Here is a 22,202-nt window from a genome sequence, read left to right as displayed (position 1 = left end):
AAACCGCGTTCGTGAATTACAAACGCGTGATTACCTGCGAAAATGCCGTGAACTGGCGAAAGATCGGACCGTCGTCAAGGTCTCGAATTGGCAACAGACCGCCCGACACGCCGGACAGCGTCCGCGCGCGGCCGGATGCAGGTGGCATGGGCTCGGATCGTGCGCCGCGCAGCGGCGGTTCGGAGCAGGGCGCGAGGGGCCGGACTACTGACCGGAGGAGGAGGGTTCGCGATCTCGCGACGACGGTTCGTCCGAGGCGTCGACCGTCGCCCGCACGGGCCCCAGCGGGCCGGCGGCCTCGGTCTTGCGCGCGCGGACCCGGCGCACCCTGGCGAGCACGGCACCGGCCGCGACGACGAGGACCAGCAGGATGCCGACGATCGTCCAGTCCACGTTGGGACCGGTCATCGTGTCGATCATCTGGCGGGCCGCACCCGCCGGGTCGGTGAGGGTCAGTCCGTCGGTGGCCTGCTCCTGCACCACGCGGCTGAAGTCAGGCGACGAGCTGCCGACCGAGTTCGGACCCAGCACGATGACGGTGCCACCGACCTGATCCTGCAACTGGTTGGCGATGTCCCGGTAGAGGGTGAACCGCGGCTGCACCTGATCGACGACCACGAAACTCACGTCGTGACCCTTGGACCCGGCGTACTCGACGACCTCGAGCATCCGGGGCAGTTGCTCGGGGGTCGCGCCGGCGACACCGTCGTCGGCGATGTCCCGGGACAGTTCGCCCATGTCGACTCCGACGAGTCCGGTGAGTTCGTTGTTCTCCGTGGGAGCTGCCAGCACCAGCGTCGTCGCCTGCGGACCCATCCGCCACCCCTGCCTCTCGAGATCACCGGGGTTGCGCGGACGTTGACAGCCGGTTTCGCGTCGGCGTCGAGTGCCCACTCGCCGAACCCCGCCCTGCACCGTACGACACAATGGAGTCGTCTGGGTATTCCGGTGTCGGCACGTCCGCCCGGCGCGTCCCGGGCCCGAGCTTGGTAACAGTACGCTCGTACTGTTAGACTGGACGATGTTGTCGCGGGTGGCCCTCGCGGACATCCGATGGCGCCGGTGCAGCCCGCCGGTGCGGAACGTCAGACCGCGCGGACACCGACGGAACGGGAGCGACGCCCGCCCGGCCGGAACCGCCCGACCGCAAGTGGATCATCGAGTAATCGCCGGCGCAGCCCGTCGGCACATGAGGAGAGTGGATTTAGACGTGAGTATCAATTCCTTCGGCGCCCGCGGCACGCTGGACGTCGGTGACAACAGCTACGAGATCTACCGTCTGAACGCCGTCGAGGGCACCGGCAAGCTCCCCTACGCGCTCAAGGTCCTGGCCGAGAACCTGCTCCGCACCGAGGACGGTGCCAACATCACCAAGGAGCACATCGAGGCCATCGCGAACTGGGATCCGAACGCCGAGCCGAGCATCGAGATCCAGTTCACCCCGGCCCGCGTGATCATGCAGGACTTCACCGGTGTGCCCTGCATCGTCGACCTCACGACGATGCGCGATGCGGTGAAGGAACTCGGCGGCGATCCCGACAAGGTCAATCCCCTCGCACCCGCCGAGATGGTCATCGACCACTCCGTCATCATCGAGGCCTTCGGCAACGCCCAGGCGTTCGAGCGCAACGTCGAGATCGAGTACCAGCGCAACGAGGAGCGCTACAAGTTCCTCCGCTGGGGCCAGGGCGCCTTCGACGACTTCCGCGTCGTGCCGCCGGGCACCGGCATCGTCCACCAGGTCAACATCGAGCACCTCGCCCGCTCGGTCATGGTCCGTGACGGCGTCGCCTACCCGGACACCTGCATCGGCACCGACTCGCACACCACGATGGAAAACGGCCTCGGCGTCCTGGGCTGGGGCGTCGGCGGCATCGAGGCCGAGGCCGCGATGCTCGGCCAGCCGGTCTCGATGCTCATCCCGCGCGTCGTCGGCTTCAAGCTCACCGGCTCGGCGAAGCCCGGCGTGACCGCCACCGACGTGGTCCTCACGATCACCGAGATGCTGCGCAAGCACGGTGTGGTCGGCAAGTTCGTCGAGTTCTACGGAAACGGCGTCGGCGAGGTCCCGCTCGCCAACCGCGCCACCATCGGCAACATGAGCCCCGAGTTCGGTTCCACCTGTGCGATGTTCCCCATCGACGAGGAGACCGTGAAGTACCTGCGGCTCACCGGTCGCAGCGAGGAGACGCTCGCGCTCGTCGAGGCCTACGCCAAGGAACAGGGCATGTGGCTGGAGAAGGACGCCGAAGAAGCGGTCTACTCCGAGTACCTCGAACTCGACCTCGCCGACGTCGTGCCCTCGATCGCCGGGCCGAAGCGCCCGCAGGACCGCATCGAGCTGTGGGACGCCAAGAACGCATTCCGCAAGGACATCCACAACTACGTGGAGAACGGCAACTCGGCCCCGCAGACCAAGCTCGACGAGGCCGTCGAAGAGACCTTCCCGGCTTCGGATCCCGCGACGCTGTCCTTCGCCGACGACGGCGCCGAGCCGCTGCATTCGGCGGCGAACAACGCCGAGGGCCGCCCGACCAAGCCGGTCCGGGTCGATTCCGAGGAACGCGGCTCGATGATCCTCGACCACGGGATCGTGACCATCGCGTCGATCACCAGCTGCACCAACACGTCCAACCCGTCGGTCATGCTCGGCGCGGCACTGCTCGCCAAGAAGGCCGTCGAGAAGGGCCTGACCTCCAAGCCGTGGGTCAAGACGTCGATGGCCCCCGGTTCGCAGGTCGTCACGGGTTACTACGACAAGTCCGGCCTGTGGCCGTACCTGGAGAAGCTCGGTTTCTACCTCGTCGGTTACGGCTGCACCACCTGCATCGGCAACTCGGGTCCGCTGCCGGAGGAGATCTCCAAGGCCATCAACGAGCACGATCTGACGGCCACCGCCGTTTTGTCGGGCAACCGGAACTTCGAGGGTCGCATCAACCCCGACGTGAAGATGAACTACCTCGCGTCGCCGCCGCTGGTCATCGCCTACGCGCTGGCCGGCACGATGGACTTCGACTTCGAGTCCGACGCCCTGGGTCAGGACAACGACGGCAACGACGTCTTCCTCAAGGACATCTGGCCCACGAACGAGGAGATCGAGGCGACCATCGCGTCGTCGATCTCGCCGGAGCAGTACGCCTCGGACTACGCCGACGTCTTCAAGGGTGACGAGCGCTGGCAGAACCTGCCGACGCCGTCGGGCAAGACCTTCGAGTGGGATGAGAAGTCCACCTACGTCCGCAAGCCTCCGTACTTCGAGGGCATGCAGCGTGAGCCGGCACCGGTCACCGACATCAAGGGCGCTCGCGTCCTGGCCAAGCTGGGCGACTCGGTGACAACCGACCACATCTCCCCCGCCTCGACGATCAAGCCCGGCACCCCCGCCGCGCAGTACCTCGACGCCAACGGTGTGGCCCGCAAGGACTACAACTCGCTCGGTGCCCGCCGTGGCAACCACGAGGTGATGATCCGCTCGACCTTCGGCAACATCCGCCTGCAGAACCAGCTGCTCGACGGTGTGACCGGCGGTTACACCCGCGACTTCACCCAGGAGGGTGCACCGCAGTCGTTCATCTACGACGCCGCGCAGAACTACGCCGAGCAGAACATCCCGCTCGTCGTGCTGGGCGGCAAGGAGTACGGCACCGGGTCGTCGCGCGACTGGGCCGCCAAGGGCACCAGCCTGCTCGGCGTCAAGGCCGTCATCACCGAGAGCTTCGAGCGCATCCACCGCTCGAACCTCATCGGCATGGGCGTGATCCCGCTGCAGTTCCCGGAGGGCGAGTCGCACAAGTCGCTGGGCCTCGACGGCACCGAGACCTTCGACATCGCCGGCATCGAGGAGCTGAACAACGGCACCACGCCGTCGACCGTGCACGTCACCGCCACCAAGGAGGACGGCTCGACGGTGGAGTTCGATGCGAAGGTGCGCATCGACACCCCCGGTGAAGCCGACTACTACCGCAACGGAGGCATCCTGCAGTACGTGCTGCGCAACATGATCAAGAGCTGACAGGAGGCACGCGACGTGCCCAAGGTCAGCGATGACCGGCTTGCCGCGCGTCGTCGGGAGATTCTCGACGGCGCGCGGCATTGCTTCGCGGAGTACGGATACGACGGCGCGACCGTCAAACGGATCGAAGAGTCCACCGGCTTGTCCCGGGGTGCGATCTTCCATCACTACCGGGACAAGGAAGCGCTGTTCCTCGCTCTCGCGCGTGAGGACGCCGAACGGATGGCCGATGTGGCGGCCGAGCAGGGTCTGGTGCAGGTCATGCGCGACATGCTCACCCGGCCGCAGGATTTCGACTGGCTCGGGACGCGCTTGGAGATCGCACGAAAACTGCGGACGGACAACAGCTTCCGGGCGGAGTGGGTATCCTATTCGGCCGAGGTCGAGCAGGCGACACTCAACCGGCTGGAACGCGGCCGCCAGGCGGGGCGCCTGCGCGACGACGTGCCGACCGACGTCCTGTTGAACTATCTCGACCTGGTGCTCGACGGCCTGATCACCCGGCTGGCGACCGGACAGCCCACCGACGACCTACACGCCGTGCTCGACCTCGTCGAAGAGTCCGTGCGCGCGTCCGACTGAGCGCCTCATCCCGCCGTTCCGAGCCGAAGGTCATGGTCATCGTGCCGGCGGGTGTGTATCCCGCCCCGGTGACCGGGGACGAGCCGAGTGGTGATCCATCCCACAGTAAGCGCAAAGGGTTAAGGAGTTCCTAACCTTACTTAGCTCACGCTAAGGTTCCGTGGTGAACTACGACAATTCCGGTCCGGCAGTCTCTCGCCGGACCCTCATGCGCTCCGCGGCCGGCGTCGGGGCCCTCGCCGCGTTCGGCGCGACCGCGACTCCGGCGCAGGCGGCGCCGGGGCAGACCGCGATCGTCATCGGCACCGGCTTCGGCGGCGCGGTGGCGGCCCGACGCCTCGGCGAGGCCGGATACAAGACAACGGTTTTCGAGCGCGGTCGCCGCTGGCCGATCCGCCCGGACGGCAACACCTTCGCCACGACGACCAATCCGGACAAACGCGCGGCGTGGTTCGGCAGCCCGGCCGGCGCAAGTGCGGCGAGCGGCATCCCGGTCGAACCGTGCCCCGGCGTTCTCGACCACGTGATGGGCAACGGCGTCGAGGCCGTGTACGGCGCGGGCGTGGGCGGCGGGTCACTCGTCTTCGGCTCGTTCACGCCCGTCCCCCGCCGCCAGGACTTCGACCACATCTTCCCGGCGGCCGCGGACTACGCGCAGCTCTCCCAGACCTACTTCCCGCGCGCCAAGGCGGGGCTCGGCGTCTCGCCGCTGCCCGCGGACATCCTCGCCCATCCCAAGTACGTCGGCGCCCGCTCGTGGCTCAAGGTCATCGAGCGTTACGGCGCGTCACCGCACTTCTTCGACTTCGCCATCGACTGGGACATCGTCCGCGACGAACTCGCCGGCCGGGCCACCCCGTCGGTCTCCGCCGGCGAACTCAGCTACGGAGTCAACAGCGGCGCCAAGAAGTCACTCGACCGCAGCTACCTCCTCGCCGCCGAACGGACCGGCAACGTCTCCGTCAAGCCGATGCACGAGGTCTTCGACATCCGGCCCCGGTCGCGGCGCGCCGGATTCGTCGTCACCGCAAGGGTTCTCGACGAACAGGGGCGCACGGTACGCACCGTGACCAGCGAGGCCGATCATCTCTTCATGGCCGCGGGCTCCTTCCACACCACCCGGCTGCTGGTCGAGGCCCGCGCCCAGGGGCGCCTGCCACGGCTGTCGTCGCGCATCGGTGACGGCTTCGGCGTGAACGGCGACTTCCTCACCATCCGGGCGAACCCGCGCGAGGACTTCGGTGCCGTCCAGGGCGGACCGGGCTACGCCCGGATCTACGAGGACGATCTGCCCGGCGGGCCGGTCTCGATGGTCTATCAGGCCACCCCGCTGCCCGCCCCGCTCGGCAAGGCCGCGACCACCCACCTGGTGCAGGCGCACACCGACGAGCGCGGCACCATCGACTACGACCACCGCACGCGGCGCGCACAGCTGAACTACCCCCACCCGGCCGACCGCAATGACCTCGACCGCCGCAGCAATGCATTCATCGCACGGTTCCACGAACGCACCGAGGGCCGCTTCGGCTTCCGCGCGAACGGCACTCACATATCATCGCGAGCGCTCGGATTCGGTTCCGCGAGCACGTATCACGGACTCGGCGGCGTGGTGATGGGCGCGGCGGCCGACATGGACGGCGGCGTACGCGGGTACGACAACCTGTGGGTCGTCGACGGCTCGTTCGTCCCGGGCGCCGTGGGTCTGGTGAATCCCGCGCTGACGATCACCGCCCTCGCGGAACGCACCATGGACAGGTTTCTCGCGACGCACTGAGGATCTGCGAAATCGGACACGGCGCTAGGGTAATGTGACTCGCACCACCCCGAACGATCGTTAGATACGGTCGTTCGGGGTGACCATCCCTTCGTCACGAGGAGCGCCACCCTTGTTCCCTGGAGTCTTCGCGAAATCCACTCCCGACAAGCCGGCCGTCATCCGTGCCGCGACCGGTGAGGAACTGACCTACCGCCAGCTGGACGAGAACTCGACCCGGCTCGCCAACTACCTCGAGTCACTGGGCCTCCGGCGCGGTGACAACATCGCCGTGGTCTCGGCCAACGACTTCCACGTCTTCGAGGTGTACTGGGCGGCACTGCGCAGCGGCCTGTACGTGACCGCCGTCAATCACCATCTCACCGCAGCCGAGACCAACTACATCCTCTCCGACTGCAACGCGCAGGTCCTGTTCGCCGGCGCATCCGTCGTCGACGCCGTGGCGACGTCCGGGGAGATCGAGGCACTGGCGGGTCCGGGGCGACGCGTCGTCTGGGGTGGGGATCTCGACGGCTTCGAGAGTTACGACAAGGTCCTGGCGAATGCGTCGGCCGAGCCGCGCACCGACCAGCCGCGCGGTACCGACATGCTCTACTCCTCCGGGACCACCGGACGCCCCAAGGGCATCAAGACACCGATGCCGGAGGGACAGGTCGACGAGGTACCCGACGCCTACACCGCGATCTTCGCGCCGATGTACGGCTACGACGACACCGCCGTCTACCTCTCCCCCGCGCCGCTGTATCACGCTGCGCCACTGCGCTATTGCGGGATGACGAACTCGGTGGGCGGCACCGTCGTCATGATGGACCGGTTCGATCCCGAGGCGGCCCTCGCCGCCATCGAGAAGTACCGCGTGACCCACAGCCAGTGGGTTCCCACCATGTTCATCCGGATGCTCAAGCTCCCCGCCGACGTCCGCACGAAGTACGACGTCAGCAGCCTCAAGGTGGCCGTGCACGCCGCCGCACCGTGCCCCGTCGAGGTCAAGCGCGCGATGATCGAGTGGTGGGGACCGGTCATCCACGAGTACTACGCGTCGACCGAGGCCGCCGGTGCGACCTTCATCGGTCCGCAGGAGGCGCTGGATCATCCGGGTTCGGTGGGCAAACCGCTCCTCGGCGTGGTCCACATCTGCGACGAGGACGGCAGGGAACTGCCGACCGGTGAGGTCGGCCAGGTGTACTTCGAACGCGAGGAGGTGGCCTTCCAGTACCACAACGACCCGGACAAGACCCGCAAGGCCCAGCACCCCGAGCACGAGAACTGGTCCACCACGGGCGATGTCGGGTATGTCGACGACGAAGGCTATCTGTACCTGACCGACCGCAAGGCGTTCATGATCATCTCCGGCGGCGTCAACATCTATCCGCAGGAGGCCGAGAACGTCCTCATCAACCACCCCGCGGTGTTCGACGTCGCGGTGATCGGCGTTCCCGACGCCGACCTCGGCGAGGTCGCGAAGGCGTGCGTCCAGCTCGCCGACGGCATCGAGCCCACCGATCCTCTCGCCGAGGAACTGATCGCGTTCACCAGCGACAACATCGCGGCGTACAAGGCGCCTCGATCGGTCGACTTCGTCGACGACCTACCTCGTACGCCCACCGGAAAGCTCGTGAAAGGCGATCTGCGCAAGCGGTATTGGCCGGAGACGCCGGTCGGCTGAGGCGCCGGGCACTCGCCGAGTCACTCCCCCTGCCGCCGGACATTAGCTTACGCTAAGCTAATTAGCACTGAGTGTGTCCGATGTTCGGACACCGACGAATCGACCGGTGCCGCACCACGGTTCGGGGCTGGGAGTACAGGGTTTGAACGCGCGAGACGGGCACACGGCTCCTACGGTGGCCGACCGGGTCGTCGCACGACTGGTCGACGCCGGTGTGCGTACCGCCTTCGGCGTCCACGGCGCCAACATCGAAGACGTCTTCGACGCGGCCGTGCGGCACCCGCGACTCGCCCCGGTCGTCGCCAAGCACGAGTTCGGCGCCGGCGCGATGGCCGACGGGCACACCCGGCTCACCGGTGAGCCGACCGCGGTCCTGACGACGTCGGGCGGCGGGGCACTCAATGTCGTACCGGCACTGGGCGAGGCCTACGACAGCCGCGTTCCGGTGATCGCCCTGATCGGTTCGGCACCGACACCCGCGGTGGGACGCGGCGGGTTCCAGGACATGCTCGACCCGCCCGACACCGTCGACCTGCGTGCCGTGTTGTCCGGCGTGGTCGGCTTCTGCGGGCTGGTCGACGAGCCCTCCCGTCTCGACGGGGTTCTCGACGAGGCATTCGCCACCACGGCGCGGGGGCTACCGGCCGCGGTGATCCTGCCGAAAGACGTCCAGACGTCGCCCTGGACCGAAGCACATTCGCCACCGGCGAGGCCGGCAGACCTCGCATCGATGCCGGCCGCAACGGTCGACGATCTCGCCGACCGCCTCGCGGAGGTGGCGCGAGCCGGCGGGACCGTGTGCATCTGGGCCGGCGAGGAAGCATCCCGGCTCGGGCTGGCGGATGCCGTCGACAATCTCGCGGGCCTCCTCGGCGCCGCTGTCGTGGTCTCCCCGGGCGGCCGCGACATCGGCCGTACGTCGTGTTCCGGGGTCACCGGCGTGATGGGACATCCGTCGGCACACCGGGCCGTGCGCGATGCGCAGTTGATCCTGGCGATCGGCTGCCGAATGTCGATGACGGACCGCGCGGGCCTCGACGACGCCTTGGCGACGATCCCGGTCGTCCATCTCGGCGGCGCGCCGCCGCGCACCGCGGCCGCCGTCGAGCACATCGCCACGCAACGTCTCACCGACACCGTCGGCGCGATCCACCGGTCGCTCGCCGACCGGGTTCCCGGACCTCGCCCACCCCGGGTCCATCCGATCGAGCATCTGGAGGTCGTCCCGTCGGCGACGGCTGTCGGTATGCGCGACGCGCTCGTCACCATCGGCGACGCCCTCCCCACGGGCTGCGCGGTGTTCGCCGACGCCGGGAACACCGGTGCCGCGGCGATCCACCACCTCCCGTTCGGCGACGGTCGGTTCCGCGTCGGCCGGTTCGTCGTCGCATTGGGCATGGGCGGGATGGGGTGGGCGATCGCCGCGGGAATCGGGTCCGCGATCGCCGCGCGTCATCCGATCCCGGGCGGCCGGATCGTCGTCATCGCCGGTGACGGCTCGTTTCTCATGCACGGCATGGAGATCCACACCGCGATCGAACACGACGCGCCGATCACCCTGATCGTCCTCAACAACGACGCGCACGGCATGTGCGTCACCCGCGAGGCCCGCTTCTTCCCCGGCGCGCCGAGCGTCAACAGGTTCCGTCACACCGACGTCGCGGGCGGGCTCGACGCGATGTTCGCCGGCCTGGCGGTCCGCTCCGCCCCGGACCTGGAGACCCTGCATGCGGCGTGCGACGAGATGCTGTCGCGTCCCGGACCGAATTGCATCGTCGTGGATGTCGATCCCGACGAAGCACCCCCGTTCGCCCCACTGATCGCGAGAGGCACTCCATGACCACGCACTCCTCGGCCCTGTCCGACCTCGGGGACACCGCGGCCACGCTCGACGGCGTGGTCCGGGTGGAGACCCACCCCCGCTCCGCCAACACCGCACTCGTCGTCGACAAGGTCCGCTCGGTGTATCCCCATCACCAGGTGTTCGGCGACTACTGCCCTGTCCAGGGATACGTCGACGCACCTCCCCGCGAACTGTTCGAGTGGCTCGCCGACACGCGTTCACTCGAAGAATGGACCTACAGCACACGGGATTTCACGGAAACCGAGGAACCGGGCCTGTGGGTCGGACACGATCGCCTGAACGAGGACACGAAGATCTACGTCCGCACGGTGGCCAACGCCGACGCCATGACCGTCGACTATCACTGCGCGTGGGATCAGGGAAAGCATCTCTGGATGATCTACCTGATGCGCGTGGTCGACGCACAGCTCGTTCTCGACCGCCCCGGTTCGGTGGTCCTGTGGAACAACTGCCACCACCCGTTCTACGACGAGAACCCGTACCCCGACACCGCGCCGGCCGGTCGTGAGGAGTGGGTCGGTGACCTGTGGGACATGTTCGGCGCCGGACACCAGATCGAACTCGACAATCTCACGGCCATCGCCGAACACCGCCACCGCAACGGACTTCCGCTGACCCCCGAATGGATGCGCTCATGACCGCGATCGCCCCGGCCGTCTCCCTCGCCGATCTCGCCACCTACCGGCCCGCCGCACGGGTGCCCGCGGAGTTCTTCGCGCAGTTCGCCGAGGACGACGAACTCGCCGACAACGTCATGTTCCGGGCACCGGCCTTCCGCCACCATGCGGCCGACGGCGAGACCTCCGCGGACATGATCGTCGCGGCTGCGCGCCGGCTCCAGGACCGGCACGGCGACGGTTACCTCGATGACGTGGACGTCGTGCTCACCCACAGTCAGCTTCCGGAGGTCCCGGTCCGCGGGTGCGTGGGCGAGGTCGCCCACCGCCTCGGACTCGCTCCGCGGACCGTGCTCGATGTGCACAACGGCGGCTGTGCCGCGTTCGTCCATCTGATCGAGATCGCCGGCGCGCTCCTCCGCGCCGGCGGCGGTCGCAAAGCCCTGATCGGGTTGGCGCAGAACAGCGCCGGTCAGATCTTCACCCAGGATCAGGTCCGCGTGAAGGCGCAGGCCGCGATTCCCGGAGACGGGGCGGCGGTCGCGACCCTGACGCTCGGGGATGCGGGGAACCCGGTGCTGGGCACCGAATCCCGGTCCTTCGGCCAGTTCTCGGCGGACATGACCGCCGTCGCCCAGCCGGAGCGCAAGTACTGGGAGGCGGGTCCGGGCCAGATCCACGTGGGCTTCACCGAGGCGAAGATCGCGAAGGTCCTGGCCCGCGGAAACCGGATGGTTCCGGAAGTGGCTGTCGCGCTGGCCGATCGGATCGGCATTCGACCCGCCGACCTGGACGTCCTCGTCACCAATCAGCCGAACCGGATCTTCCTGCGCAACTGGCGCGAGGCCCTCGAGTTGCCCGAGTCGCGACATCCGGACACCTTCGACGAGTGCGGCAACCTGTTCGCGGTCGGGATACCGATGACACTCGACGCGGCGATCGACGACGGTCGCGTCCGCCCCGGAGACGTCGTGATGATGTCGGCGTTCGCCCATGCGGGCGACTTCGCCGCCGCCGGCGCGATCCGGTGGAGCGGGCGTTCGTGACCGTCGTCCTCCCCGATCCGTCGGGTGCACGGCTCGAACAGGCGCCCACGCGGTCGACGGACATCGTGCGATGCGACCGGAACGAGTCCGCGTACCCACCTCTTCCCGCCGTCGTCTCCGCGCTGCGTCGCCACTCGGCCGACGCGCACCACTATCCGTCCTTCCGTCCCGAGCACCTGCGGACGACGATCGCCGAGCACACCGGATCGGAGGCCGACAACATCACCATCGGCGCGGGTGCGACCGCGGTTCTGTCGGCGATGTTGCAGGACTCAGCGGCGCGGTCCCGGACCGCGGGCTGTCGGACACCTCGAATCGCCACCCCGGCACCGACATTCGAGGGCTTCGCACTGCTCGCCGACATGATCGGGATGATGCTCGACACGACCCCGCTGCTCGACGACGGGCGCCCCGACATGACCGCGCTCGCCGCGGCGGCCGGTCCCGACACCGCGGCCGTCATCGTCTGCAGTCCCCACAACCCGACCGGATCGGTGGTCACCGACGACGAGATCCGGGGATTGCTGGCGACCGTCGACGCGTCCACTCCGGTGATCCTCGATCAGGCCTACATCGAGTACAGCTCGACTGCGCCCGACATCGGGACGCTGCTGGCCGAGCATCCCAATCTGATCGTGGTGCGGACCTTCTCCAAGGCCCACGGCCTCGCGGGCCTGCGTGTCGGATACGCGATCGGATCGGCGACTTCGATCCGCGGCGCGCGGCGCCACGAAGTCCCCTTCTCGATCACCGCGGCCGCCGAACAGGCGGCGTCGCTCGCGCTCGCGGCCTCCGACGAACTGGCCGGCCGGGTGACTGCGATGCGCCGCGAACGCGACCGTCTCGCCGCCGCCCTGGACGACGCGGGCCATCCGGCGCTGCCGAGCGAGGCCAACTTCCTCTACGTGCCGGGTGCCGACGGCCTCGAGTTCGGTCGACGGTTGCGGTCCGCCGGAGTCGTCGGCCGGGAGTTCGACGGTCACGGTCACCGGCTGACGGTGCCTGACCGGGCCGGTACCGACCTGGTCATCGCCGCGATCAGGCGAGCTCGATGAGCTCCTGGTACTCGTCGCTCCAGTGGTCCTCGGTGCCATCCGGCAACAGGATGACGCGCTGCGGGTCGAGAGCGGCAGCTGCCCCGGGGTCGTGCGTGACGAGTACGACAGCGCCGGTGTAGCTCCGGAGGGCGTCGAGGACCTGTTCGCGCGAGATCGGGTCGAGGTTGTTCGTCGGCTCGTCGAGGAGCAGCACGTTCGCCGCCGACGACACGAGACCGGCCAGCGTGAGACGGGTCTTCTCGCCGCCCGACAGGGTGCCGGCCGGCTGGTCGAGCTGCGGACCGGTGAACATGAACGCGCCCAACAGGCTTCGGAGATCCTGCTCGCCCGCGTCGGGTGCGGCGTGCCGGATGTTCTCCCAGACGGTCGCCTGGTCGTCGAGGGTGTCGTGTTCCTGGGCGAAGTAGCCGATCTTCAGCCCGTAACCGGGCTCGAGGCGACCGGTGTCCGGCTTCTCCACCCCGGCAAGCATTTTCAGGAGCGTCGTCTTGCCCGCGCCGTTGAGACCCAGGACGACGACTCGACTGCCTTTGTCGATCGCCAGATCGACGCCGGTGAAGATCTCCAGCGAGCCATAGCTTTTCGAGAGACCAGACGTCATCAGCGGGGTCTTGCCGCAGGCGGCGGGTTCGGGGAAGCGGATCCGCGCCGTACGGTCGGCCACCCGCTCGTCGTCGAGCGCGTCGATCATCCGCTCGGCCCGCTTCAGCATGTTCTGGGCGGCCGTGGCCTTGGTCGCCTTGGCACCCAGCTTCGCGGCCTGCGTGCGCAGTGCGGACGCCTTCTTCTCCGCGTTGGCCCGTTCGCGACGACGACGCTGCTCGTCGGTTGCACGCGCGTCCAGGTACCGCTTCCAGGTCATGTTGTAGATGTCGGCCTCACCGCGCACCGCGTCGAGGAACCAGACCCGGTTCACCACATCGGCGAGCAGGTCGACATCGTGACTGATCACGACGAGCCCGCCCTCATGGTTCTGCAAGAAGCCGCGCAGCCAGGCGATGGAGTCGGCGTCGAGGTGGTTGGTCGGCTCGTCGAGCAGCAGGGTGGTGTCGGATTTACCGGAGCCGTCGGACGCCGCGAACAGGATGCGGGCCAGTTCGATGCGTCGACGCTGACCACCGGAGAGCGTGCGCAGCGGCTGGTTGAGGACGCGGTCCGGCAGACCCAGGCTGTTGCAGATGCGGGCGGCCTCGGACTCGGCGACGTACCCGCCGAGGGACGAGAAGCGCTCTTCGAGGCGCCCGTAGCGGGCGACCGCCTTGTCGCGGAGTTTGTCGTCGGCGGCCTCGGCCATCGCCGCCTGCTGCTTCTCCATGTCGCGCAGGATCTCGTCGAGCCCACGCGCGGAGAGCACCCGATCCTTGGCGAGGACGTCCAGATCACCCTCTTTGGGATCCTGCGGGAGGTAGCCGAGTTCACCGGAGCGGCGGATCGAACCCGCGTAGGGTTCGGTCTCCCCCGCAAGGATGCGCAATGTGGTGGTCTTCCCCGCACCGTTGCGGCCCACGAGGCCGATGCGGTCGCCGGGCTGGATGCGCAGCGCATCGCCGGGCGCCGACAGCAGGGTCCGAGCGCCCGCTCGTACCTCAAGGTCGGTCGCGGTGATCACGACGTTCCATTCTACCGGTGCCGCGCCACCGGTTTGACCACGCGCTCATCGCCGGCGACGCCACCGACTCCGCCCGCGGCGACACGGTGGACCGATACGGTGTGGAGCGTGACGCACTCCACACCGATTCCGCAGAACTTTCCCCAGTCCTCCGACCTCACGGGCCGCTCGGCACTGGTCACCGGCGCCAGTCGCGGCATCGGAGAGGCGATCGCGACCGAACTCGCCCGGCGCGGCGCCTCGGTCGTCATCACCAGCCGCAAGGCCGAGCCCCTCGAGGAGGCGGCCGGCCGGATTCGTGAGTCGGTGCCCGGCGCGACCGTCTCGGTGTGCGCGGCCAACACCGGTGACGCCGACGACCGGTCGGCTGCGGTGGCCGCGGCCGTCGCCCAGGGCGGTATCCACATCCTCGTCAACAACACCGGCATCGCGCCGCTGGCCGGCCCGCTGATGGGCGCCGATCTCTCCGCGTACCGCAAGACCTTCGACACCAACGTGGTCGCCGCGCTGGGGTTCGTCCAGGAGGCCTACCGGGCGGGGATGAAGGAGACCGGCGGTTCGATCGTCAACATCGCGTCCGTGGCGGGCCTGCGGTCGACCGGGGTGATCGCGGCCTACGGCACGTCGAAGGCGGCGCTGATCCGCCTCACCGCCGAACTCGCCTGGGAACTGGGGCCGAACATCCGGGTCAATGCGATCGCCCCGTCGGTCGTGCGGACGAAGTTCGCCTCGGTGTTCACCGAGGGCGACAACGAGGCACGCGTCGCGAGTTCGTATCCGCTGAAGCGCATCGGCGAGCCGGAGGACGTCGCCCGCGCCGTCGCGTTCCTCGCGAGCGACGAGTCGGCGTGGATCACCGGCGAAACCCTCACCGTCGACGGTGGCATGCTGGCCACCGGCGGTTCGTGAGCCTCCTGCCCGACGGCGCGTGCCCGTCCGGATCGCCGCCCGCGACGAAGGACGGGATGTGAGTTCTGGAGTCATCGTCGCGGGGGCCGGGCCGGCCGGGCGGGCCCTCGTGCACCGACTGGCACGCGCGGGTGTGTCCGTGACCCTCGTCGACCCGTCTCCCGAGCGGATCTGGCGGTCCACGTTCGCCTGCTGGTCCGACGAGCTGCCTGACTGGATCGATCCGGCCGCGATCGCCGCCGGCACCGCGCGCATCGGCGTCGCGGGTCGCGACCTCGAGGAGATCGCCCGCGGCTACACCGTCTTCGACACCCCCGGGCTGCAACGGTCGCTGACCCTCGACGGGGTTCCGGCCGTGGCCGCACGCGTGGTCGAGATCGACGGTGCGCGTGTGCATCTCGACGACGGAAAGGTCCTGACCGGCGAGGCGGTGGTCGACTGTCGTGGTGCGCTCCCCCACGACGCACCCCGGCAGACCGCGTACGGGATCGTCGTCGGCGCCCGGACCGCCGAGCCGATCCTGGCCGGACACGAAGCGCTGCTGATGGATTGGCGGGGCGGCGCGAAGCATCGTCGGGCGCTGCCGTCGTTCCTGTATGTCGTACCCCTCGGCGGGGGCGAGTATCTCCTCGAAGAGACCTGCCTCGCCGGATACCCCGCGCTGGGCCTCGACGAACTCCAGCGGCGGCTCGCCGACCGCCTGGGCGGTATGCCGTCGGAGATCCTGCGGGTCGAGCACGTCGACTTCCCGCTGACCGGCTCGTCGCCACAACCGTGGCGCGATCCCACTTTCCGGTTCGGCGCCGCGGGTGGTTTCAAGAACCCGACGACCGGCTACAGCGTCGCGACATCCCTGATGTGCACGGACGCAGTGGTCACCGCTCTTGCCTCGGGTCGCGACCCCGCCACCGAGCTGTGGCCGTCGTCCGCCCGCGCGGTACACAACCTCCGTCTGCGCGGGCTCAGCGCGCTACTGCGGCTGAGTCCTTCGCAGACCATCGCCTTCTTCGAGGCGTTCTTCGCCATGCCCATCGCCGCCCAGCGCAGCTATCTCAGCGGACGCGACGATCTCACCGGCACGATGGGCGCGATGACGCGTGTCATCAAGGCCGTCGACATGCGCACCCGCGCCGTGGTGGCGCGGGGTGCGATGTCGACGCCGGCGTGGGCCGGCGACACCGACTGACCGCTCGCGCAGGTGTCAGGGTTGCGCGCGCAGCGCGGGCGCCATGATCTCCTCGAGCGGACCCGACAGGTGGCGGGCGTACTGCCCCGTCACGTGGAACTTGCCGGAGTACACCAGCCGGTCGGCGATCACCGCGGGGCACGTCTGAGCGCAGAACCAGGGGTCGACGTCGATGAAAGTCTGTCCGGTGAGCTCCGCGGCAGCCGACCACCCCGCCTGGACCGGGAGGGCGTCGCTGGCCGGTTCGGCGCACCGGATGAGGTCGGCGGGGTTGGCCGCCACGCACTCCGACGGACTCTGTGACGGACGCGGGACACCGCCGAGCAGAAATGCCCTCGCGCCCGCCGGCAGGTCGTTGATCGTGGAGACCAGGCCGTCGCGCCACACCTCCGGCGTCGTGTCCCGTCCTGGTCCCTGGTTGCCGCCGTCGTGCCAGCCGGCCATCACGACGATCTCGGCGTTCTCGCGGGCGATGGTCTCCATCCGCCAGTCCTGCCAGTCGTCACATTCGGTGTAGGCCCGCTTGAGCTGCCACTGGTAGTACGTCAGCGCGGCCGGTCCGCAGTTGCTCTTGGTCAGCGCGAGTACTCGCCAGCCGTGGCGTTTGCCGACGAGATCGAGCGCCGAATGCCACATCGATGCCGCCGAGTCGCCGATCAGCGCCACGGTCCGGTCGCTGGTCGTGTCACCGAGGATGCACGGTCCGATGTCGTCGAGACGGCTGACCTCCAGGGGTGGTTCGCACCCCTCGATCGACCATTGATCGGAGTAGTCACCGCTGGCGGCGAGCAACTCGTCGGTGGTGATCGTCGGCGGGAGGTCTCGCACCGCGGTCGCGGCCCGGACCGCTGCGAGAACATCGGCGGTGGACACCGCCGCCGGGACCGCCTCGGACTCCGACGTAGCGGCGGCGGGCCGTTCGGGCACCGCCTGGCAACCGGCCACCATCACGGCCACACACAACGACACGACCGCCACGACCGTGGCGGTGACTCTCCTGGTCATCCGCTGACCCTTTCGTGAAACTCTCAGAACAGTTGTTGGACAAGGGGAACGGGGAGCGCCCATCGATAGCGCTCGAATGCTGCGACCGCGAACACGACCGCGATGCTCACCGGGATGACGGCCAGGCTCCACCACGGCCGGCCGGCGAGTCCGCGCGACCGGCGGATCGGGTTCTCGAACGCGTGGTAGATGACCGCCGCGCACACGACGGTCACACCGACGAGAAGCAGCTGCATCGGCAGCGTGAAGTCGGCGCCGATGCGGGCGGCGGTGAGGGTGAACAGCGGCCAGTGCACGAGGTAGAGCGAGTACGAGATGTTCCCGAGGTAGACCAGCACGCGGGTGCCCAGCACCGACACGGGAACCGTGCCGCGACTGCGCATTCCGGCGATCAGCACCGCGGCGGTGCCGAACACCGGGACGACGGCGACCCACCCCGGGAAACCGTCTGTGCCGTCCAGGGCCCCGACCGACCACGCGATGGCCGCGAACCCGGCCCAGCCTAGCGCGGAGGCCACGACCGGCCGATCCGCGACAGCGTTCATCAACCACGGGCCCGCGACGGCGAGCAGACAACCGACTGCGAGCTCCCAGGCGCGGGTGAACGGCGAGAAGAAGGCCTCGGTCCCGTTGACCGGCGTCAGCACGATCGAGTAGAGGTAGGCGGCCACCGCAAGCACGATCAGAAGAGCGAACAGCAACTGTCGCAACGTCACCCGGCTCGTCCGGGCGGCGACGCCGATCGCCACGATCATCAGCGCCGGCCAGACCAGATAGAACTGCTCTTCGACGGCCAGCGACCAATAGTGCTGCAGCGGTGACGGATCGGCGCCGAGCCGGGCATAGTCGGACCCGGTCTCGATGAAGTGGACGTTCGCGAGGAACAGCGACGCGGCCGTCGCGTCCGGCAACACCCGGGCGCCCCGGACGAAGTTCGTGAACTCGAATGTCGCGATGACGGTGAGAACGATGACCAGGGTCGCCGCGGGCACGATACGTCGCGCACGTGCGGCGTAGAAACCGAGGAACCAGGCGCCGCGCGATTCGGTGGACCGCCGCAGGAGCATCTGGGTGATGACATACCCGGAGATCACGAAGAAGACGTCGACGCCGATGAAACCACCTGGGAAACCGGGCATTCCGACATGGTCGAGGATCACCACCAGAACCGCGACCGCGCGCAGGCCCTGCACGACGGGACTGCGAAGGTGTCCGGAAACGGCGGGCTGATCATCGCGCGCGGCACCGACTGCGACTGCCACCGGCCCCTGCCTTCGCTCCCCTGTGAGCTACCCGCGCAGCTCCTGAGGCGAAGCTAGCATGCAGGTTAGGCTAACCTCAAATCCTGGCATCCCGGGCACTACCGATCAGCGCGGCAGTGCCCGCCAGCGCCTGATCATGTCGTCGACGTCAACGGTGTGCGCGACGACACTGTGCGGCAGCGCGATCTGGCGCGACGCGAGATGTGCTTCGCGCACACGGCGATTGAAGTCGACGAGGATGTCACGGACCGCCGCCTCGTCGGCGATGTCGCGCAACGACTCCGGGAAGTCCTGCGCCTCCCGGCGCAATTGCAGCGGCGCGGGAAGCAGCGCCGACGAGTCCAGGTTCTCGTCGCGGATCTTGCGTTTGACCCACCAGTCGGGGTCGTCGCTGTCGGTGAGATCGAGCGGCTTGCCCGCGCCCGGCAGATTGTCGAACTCGCCGCGTTCGGTTGCCTCGCGGATCATCCGCTCGACTCGCGACTCGAAACGTCTCATGCGATCAACTCCTCGCACGTCCAGCACCATGATCAAAAAAACGCCGGCACCCGGTCACCGATGGTGACCCGAGTGCCGGCGCGTGGGAGTTCCCGACCGTCGGCTAGACGGTGAAGCCCAGGGCGCGCAGTTGCTCGCGACCGTCGTCGGTGATCTTGTCGGGGCCCCACGGCGGCAGCCAGACCCAGTTGATCTCCAACTCGGTGCACAGACCACTGCTGACCAGTGCCCCGCGGGACTGGTCCTCGATCACGTCGGTCAGCGGGCAGGCCGCCGAGGTGAGGGTCATGTCGATCTTCGCGACCGCGTCGTCGGTCACCTCGATCCCGTAGACCAGCCCGAGGTCGACGACGTTGATGCCCAGCTCTGGATCCACCACGTCGCGCATGGCCTCCTCGACGTCCTCGATGGCCGGCAGCGAGGTCGCCGGTGCCGGGGGTGTGCCCGTCACGCCGGTGTCGGTGGTCGCTGTCTCGGTGGTCGCTGTATCGGTGGTCGCTGTATCGGTGGTCACTGTGTCGTCAGTCATGCTGTCTCCGCTCGTGTCTCGTGGCTTTCCATCGTCTGCGCGAGTGCGTCCTTGAAGGCCATCCAGCCCAGGAGTGCGCACTTGACGCGCGCCGGGTACTTGCTCACTCCGGCGAAGGCGATCCCGTCGCCGATGACGTCCTCGTCCCCGGCGTCCTTACCGCGTGAGGTCATCATCGAGCTGAACGACTCGACGGTGGCCAGGGCTTCCCCGACCGGGCGGCCGACGATCAGATCGTGCAGCACCGACGTCGACGCCTGCGAGATCGAACACCCCTGTCCGTCATAGGACACGTCGTCGATCCGGGAGCCGTCGTCGGACACCGCGACGCGTAGGGTCACCTCGTCACCGCAGGTCGGGTTGACGTGATGGACCTCGGTGCCGAACGGCTCACGGAGTCCGCGGCCGTGCGGATGTTTGTAGTGATCGAGGATCACTTCCTGGTACATCTGTTCCATCCGCATGGCTCAGACCGTCCCGAAGAACTTCTGCGCCTTCACGATCGCGGCGGCGAGTGCATCGACCTCGTCGAACGTGTTGTAGGCGGCGAACGATGCGCGTGCGGTCGCTGCGACACCGAAGCGACGATGCAGCGGCCACGTGCAGTGGTGACCGACCCGGATGGCCACGCCCTCGTCGTCGAGGATCTGACCGAGGTCGTGGGCGTGGATGCCGTCGACCAGGAAGGCCACGGCCCCGCCGCGATTCTCCGCGGTCTGCGGTCCGATGATCCGTACGCCGTCGATGCCGGCGAGCTGCTCGAGCGCCCGCGCCGTCAGCGCGTGCTCGTGCGCGGCAACGGTTTCCATGCCGAGATCGGTGAGGTACCGCACCGCAGCACCGAGTCCGACGACCTGCGAGGTCATCGGCACGCCGGCCTCGAACCGCTGGGGCGGCGGAGCGTAGGTCGACGCCTCCATCGTCACGGTCTCGATCATCGACCCGCCGGTGATGAACGGCGGCAACGCGTTCAACAGGTCCGACCTGCCGTACAGCGCGCCGACGCCACTGGGACCGAACATCTTGTGGCCCGAGAAGGCAGCGAAATCGACGCCGAGGGCGCGGAAGTCGACCGCCATGTGCGGCACCGACTGGCACGCGTCGAGCACGACGAGCGCGCCCACCGCGCGAGCGCGTGAGACGAGCTCGGCCACATCGGCGACCGCGCCGGTCACATTGGACTGGTGTGTGAAGGCGACGACCTTCACCGACTCGTCGAGGGTCAGCGAATCCAGGTCGATGCGGCCGTCATCGGTCACCCCGAACCACCGCAGGGTCGCACCCGTGCGTCGGCACAGCTCCTGCCAGGGAACGAGGTTCGCGTGGTGTTCGAGCTCGGTGATGACGACGGTGTCGCCGGGTCCGAGTGCTGAACCGCCGAGAACATCGGCGGCCCGCGGGTCGCCGAGGGTGTAGGTCACGAGGTTGAGCGCCTCGGTCGCATTCTTGGTGAACACGAGTTCGTCGGCGGATGCCCCGACGAAACCCGCGATGACCTCGCGGGCGTCCTCGTAGGCGTCGGTCGCCTCCTCGGCGAGCTGGTGCGCACCGCGATGCACCGCGGCGTTGTGATGCGTGAGGAAGAACCGCTCGGCATCCAGCACCTGGACCGGACGCTGCGAGGTCGCGCCGGAATCCAGATACACCAACGGCTTCCCGTCGCGCACCGTGCGGGACAGGATCGGGAAATCAGCCCGCAACGCGTCGACGTCCAGTGCCGCGGGAGCCTGTGTCGTTGCCTCTGTCGAGAGTGTCACCTGGTACACCTCCTGTACTGAGGGACTCGGACCGGTCGGGTGACTCAGACGGCCTTGGCCGCCGAGGTGAACCGCTCGTACCCGTTCTCCTCGAGCACGTCGGCGAGCTCGGATCCACCCGACTCGACGACGCGCCCGTTGACGAACACGTGCACGAAGTCCGGCTTGATGTATCGCAGGATGCGCGTGTAGTGGGTGATCAGCAGCACGCCGCCGTTGTCGCGCTCCTTGTAGCGGTTCACGCCCTCGCTGACGACGCGCAGGGCATCCACATCCAGGCCCGAGTCGGTCTCGTCGAGGATGGCGATCTTCGGCTTCAGCAGATCCAGCTGCAGGATCTCATGGCGCTTCTTCTCGCCACCGGAGAAGCCCTCGTTGACGCTGCGCTCGGAGAACGACGGATCGATCTCCAGGGCGGTCATCGCCTCCTTGGTCTCCTTGACCCAGTGACGGAGCTTGGGCGCCTCACCGCGGACGGCAGTGGCGGCGGTGCGCAGGAAGTTCGACATCGAGACACCGGGCACCTCGACCGGGTACTGCATGGCGAGGAACAGGCCGGCGCGTGCGCGCTCGTCGACGCTCATCTCGAGGACGTCTTCGCCGTCGAGCGTGATCGACCCGGAGGTCACCTGGTACTTGGGGTGTCCGGCGATGGCATAGGACAGCGTGGACTTGCCCGAGCCGTTCGGGCCCATGATCGCGTGCGTCTCACCGGACTTCACGGTGAGGTCGACACCCTTGAGGATGTGGATGGGCTCGGCGTCGGTGTCGGTCTGGACGACGTCGACGTGCAGGTCACGGATTTCGAGTGTGGTCATGTGTGTTCTT

General features: G+C 68.3%; 19 protein-coding genes. 10 read left to right on the top strand and 9 right to left on the bottom strand.

Annotated features, from left to right (window positions below; translation table 11 throughout):
* Nucleotides 1-204: 204 nt before the first annotated feature.
* Nucleotides 205-816: an Rv1476 family membrane protein gene (locus AC3B5T_RS18625; RefSeq protein ID WP_055474609.1), complete on the bottom strand. Its 612-nt coding sequence runs from the start codon at nucleotides 814-816 to the stop codon at nucleotides 205-207.
* Between the two features lie 373 nt (nucleotides 817-1,189).
* Between AC3B5T_RS18625 and AC3B5T_RS18620 the strand changes: the two genes are divergently transcribed.
* From AC3B5T_RS18620 to AC3B5T_RS18585, 8 genes are all read left to right on the top strand, one after another.
* Complete coding sequence (locus tag AC3B5T_RS18620; protein WP_148281189.1) at nucleotides 1,190-4,012, top strand: aconitate hydratase; 2,823 nt, start codon at nucleotides 1,190-1,192, stop codon at nucleotides 4,010-4,012.
* A gap of 15 nt (nucleotides 4,013-4,027) precedes the next feature.
* Nucleotides 4,028-4,594 carry a TetR/AcrR family transcriptional regulator gene (locus AC3B5T_RS18615; protein WP_055474610.1) on the top strand — a complete coding sequence of 189 codons (567 nt, stop codon included), beginning with the start codon at nucleotides 4,028-4,030 and terminating at the stop codon, nucleotides 4,592-4,594.
* Nucleotides 4,595-4,802: 208 nt separating this feature from the next.
* A complete protein-coding gene (locus AC3B5T_RS18610; RefSeq protein WP_197282734.1) occupies nucleotides 4,803-6,368 on the top strand; it encodes a GMC oxidoreductase in 1,566 nt (521 codons plus the stop codon).
* A gap of 112 nt (nucleotides 6,369-6,480) precedes the next feature.
* Nucleotides 6,481-8,034: an acyl-CoA synthetase gene (locus tag AC3B5T_RS18605; RefSeq protein WP_055474612.1), complete on the top strand. Its 1,554-nt coding sequence runs from the start codon at nucleotides 6,481-6,483 to the stop codon at nucleotides 8,032-8,034.
* 175 nt (nucleotides 8,035-8,209) lie between these two features.
* A complete protein-coding gene (locus tag AC3B5T_RS18600; protein ID WP_055474613.1) occupies nucleotides 8,210-9,874 on the top strand; it encodes a thiamine pyrophosphate-binding protein in 1,665 nt (554 codons plus the stop codon).
* Complete coding sequence (locus tag AC3B5T_RS18595) at nucleotides 9,871-10,536, top strand: hypothetical protein (RefSeq protein ID WP_014926687.1); 666 nt, start codon at nucleotides 9,871-9,873, stop codon at nucleotides 10,534-10,536. Before AC3B5T_RS18600 ends, AC3B5T_RS18595 begins: the two co-directional genes overlap by 4 nt.
* Nucleotides 10,533-11,561, top strand: a complete 1,029-nt coding sequence (locus AC3B5T_RS18590) for a 3-oxoacyl-ACP synthase III family protein (RefSeq protein WP_055474712.1) — start codon at nucleotides 10,533-10,535, stop codon at nucleotides 11,559-11,561. The genes AC3B5T_RS18595 and AC3B5T_RS18590 overlap by 4 nt, the downstream gene beginning before the upstream one ends.
* Complete coding sequence (locus AC3B5T_RS18585) at nucleotides 11,558-12,616, top strand: pyridoxal phosphate-dependent aminotransferase (RefSeq protein ID WP_055474713.1); 1,059 nt, start codon at nucleotides 11,558-11,560, stop codon at nucleotides 12,614-12,616. The genes AC3B5T_RS18590 and AC3B5T_RS18585 overlap by 4 nt, the downstream gene beginning before the upstream one ends.
* Here AC3B5T_RS18585 and AC3B5T_RS18580 read toward each other — a convergent pair.
* A complete protein-coding gene (locus AC3B5T_RS18580) occupies nucleotides 12,600-14,228 on the bottom strand; it encodes an ABC-F family ATP-binding cassette domain-containing protein (RefSeq protein ID WP_010841029.1) in 1,629 nt (542 codons plus the stop codon). The genes AC3B5T_RS18585 and AC3B5T_RS18580 overlap by 17 nt on opposite strands.
* 99 nt (nucleotides 14,229-14,327) lie before the next feature.
* Here AC3B5T_RS18580 and AC3B5T_RS18575 point away from each other — a divergent pair, with 99 nt between their 5' ends.
* Nucleotides 14,328-15,137: an SDR family oxidoreductase gene (locus AC3B5T_RS18575; protein ID WP_010841028.1), complete on the top strand. Its 810-nt coding sequence runs from the start codon at nucleotides 14,328-14,330 to the stop codon at nucleotides 15,135-15,137.
* A gap of 58 nt (nucleotides 15,138-15,195) precedes the next feature.
* A complete protein-coding gene (locus AC3B5T_RS18570; RefSeq protein ID WP_055474714.1) occupies nucleotides 15,196-16,323 on the top strand; it encodes a lycopene cyclase family protein in 1,128 nt (375 codons plus the stop codon).
* A gap of 15 nt (nucleotides 16,324-16,338) precedes the next feature.
* Here the strand turns inward: AC3B5T_RS18570 and AC3B5T_RS18565 are convergent, their stop codons facing one another.
* From AC3B5T_RS18565 to sufC, 7 genes are all read right to left on the bottom strand, one after another.
* Nucleotides 16,339-17,328 carry an SGNH hydrolase domain-containing protein gene (locus tag AC3B5T_RS18565; RefSeq protein ID WP_055474614.1) on the bottom strand — a complete coding sequence of 330 codons (990 nt, stop codon included), beginning with the start codon at nucleotides 17,326-17,328 and terminating at the stop codon, nucleotides 16,339-16,341.
* A gap of 23 nt (nucleotides 17,329-17,351) precedes the next feature.
* On the bottom strand, nucleotides 17,352-18,590 hold the full coding sequence (locus tag AC3B5T_RS18560; protein ID WP_055474615.1) for an acyltransferase family protein: 1,239 nt from the start codon (nucleotides 18,588-18,590) through the stop codon (nucleotides 17,352-17,354).
* A 105-nt stretch (nucleotides 18,591-18,695) separates the two neighbouring features.
* Nucleotides 18,696-19,088, bottom strand: a complete 393-nt coding sequence (locus tag AC3B5T_RS18555; RefSeq protein ID WP_055474616.1) for a DnaJ family domain-containing protein — start codon at nucleotides 19,086-19,088, stop codon at nucleotides 18,696-18,698.
* Nucleotides 19,089-19,191: 103 nt separating this feature from the next.
* Nucleotides 19,192-19,617 (bottom strand): metal-sulfur cluster assembly factor, encoded by a 426-nt coding sequence (locus AC3B5T_RS18550; protein ID WP_055474617.1) that lies wholly within the window; start codon nucleotides 19,615-19,617, stop codon nucleotides 19,192-19,194.
* A complete protein-coding gene (sufU, locus tag AC3B5T_RS18545; protein ID WP_055474618.1) occupies nucleotides 19,614-20,081 on the bottom strand; it encodes a Fe-S cluster assembly sulfur transfer protein SufU in 468 nt (155 codons plus the stop codon). The genes AC3B5T_RS18550 and sufU overlap by 4 nt, the downstream gene beginning before the upstream one ends.
* A 3-nt stretch (nucleotides 20,082-20,084) precedes the next feature.
* Complete coding sequence (locus tag AC3B5T_RS18540) at nucleotides 20,085-21,374, bottom strand: cysteine desulfurase (RefSeq protein WP_055474715.1); 1,290 nt, start codon at nucleotides 21,372-21,374, stop codon at nucleotides 20,085-20,087.
* Between the two features lie 44 nt (nucleotides 21,375-21,418).
* The gene (sufC, locus tag AC3B5T_RS18535; RefSeq protein WP_010841019.1) at nucleotides 21,419-22,192 is read right to left on the bottom strand and encodes a Fe-S cluster assembly ATPase SufC; all 774 of its coding nucleotides are present in this window, start codon (nucleotides 22,190-22,192) and stop codon (nucleotides 21,419-21,421) included.
* Nucleotides 22,193-22,202: the final 10 nt, after the last annotated feature.

Source organism: Gordonia sp. G4 (genome assembly GCF_057770005.1).
This window is presented reverse-complemented; position numbering and strand designations above follow the sequence as displayed.

Excerpts from the sequence above, each read along its gene's own strand:
- AC3B5T_RS18625 (WP_055474609.1), bottom strand. The coding sequence starts at position 816 with ATGGGTCCGCAGGCGACGACGCTGGTGCTGGCAGCTCCCACGGAGAAC.
- AC3B5T_RS18620 (WP_148281189.1), top strand. The coding sequence starts at position 1,190 with ATGAGGAGAGTGGATTTAGACGTGAGTATCAATTCCTTCGGCGCCCGC.
- AC3B5T_RS18610 (WP_197282734.1), top strand. The coding sequence starts at position 4,803 with ATGCGCTCCGCGGCCGGCGTCGGGGCCCTCGCCGCGTTCGGCGCGACC.
- AC3B5T_RS18595 (WP_014926687.1), top strand. The coding sequence starts at position 9,871 with ATGACCACGCACTCCTCGGCCCTGTCCGACCTCGGGGACACCGCGGCC.
- AC3B5T_RS18590 (WP_055474712.1), top strand. The coding sequence starts at position 10,533 with ATGACCGCGATCGCCCCGGCCGTCTCCCTCGCCGATCTCGCCACCTAC.
- AC3B5T_RS18565 (WP_055474614.1), bottom strand. The coding sequence starts at position 17,328 with ATGACCAGGAGAGTCACCGCCACGGTCGTGGCGGTCGTGTCGTTGTGT.
- AC3B5T_RS18555 (WP_055474616.1), bottom strand. The coding sequence starts at position 19,088 with ATGAGACGTTTCGAGTCGCGAGTCGAGCGGATGATCCGCGAGGCAACC.
- AC3B5T_RS18550 (WP_055474617.1), bottom strand. The coding sequence starts at position 19,617 with ATGACTGACGACACAGTGACCACCGATACAGCGACCACCGATACAGCG.
- sufU (WP_055474618.1), bottom strand. The coding sequence starts at position 20,081 with ATGCGGATGGAACAGATGTACCAGGAAGTGATCCTCGATCACTACAAA.
- sufC (WP_010841019.1), bottom strand. The coding sequence starts at position 22,192 with ATGACCACACTCGAAATCCGTGACCTGCACGTCGACGTCGTCCAGACC.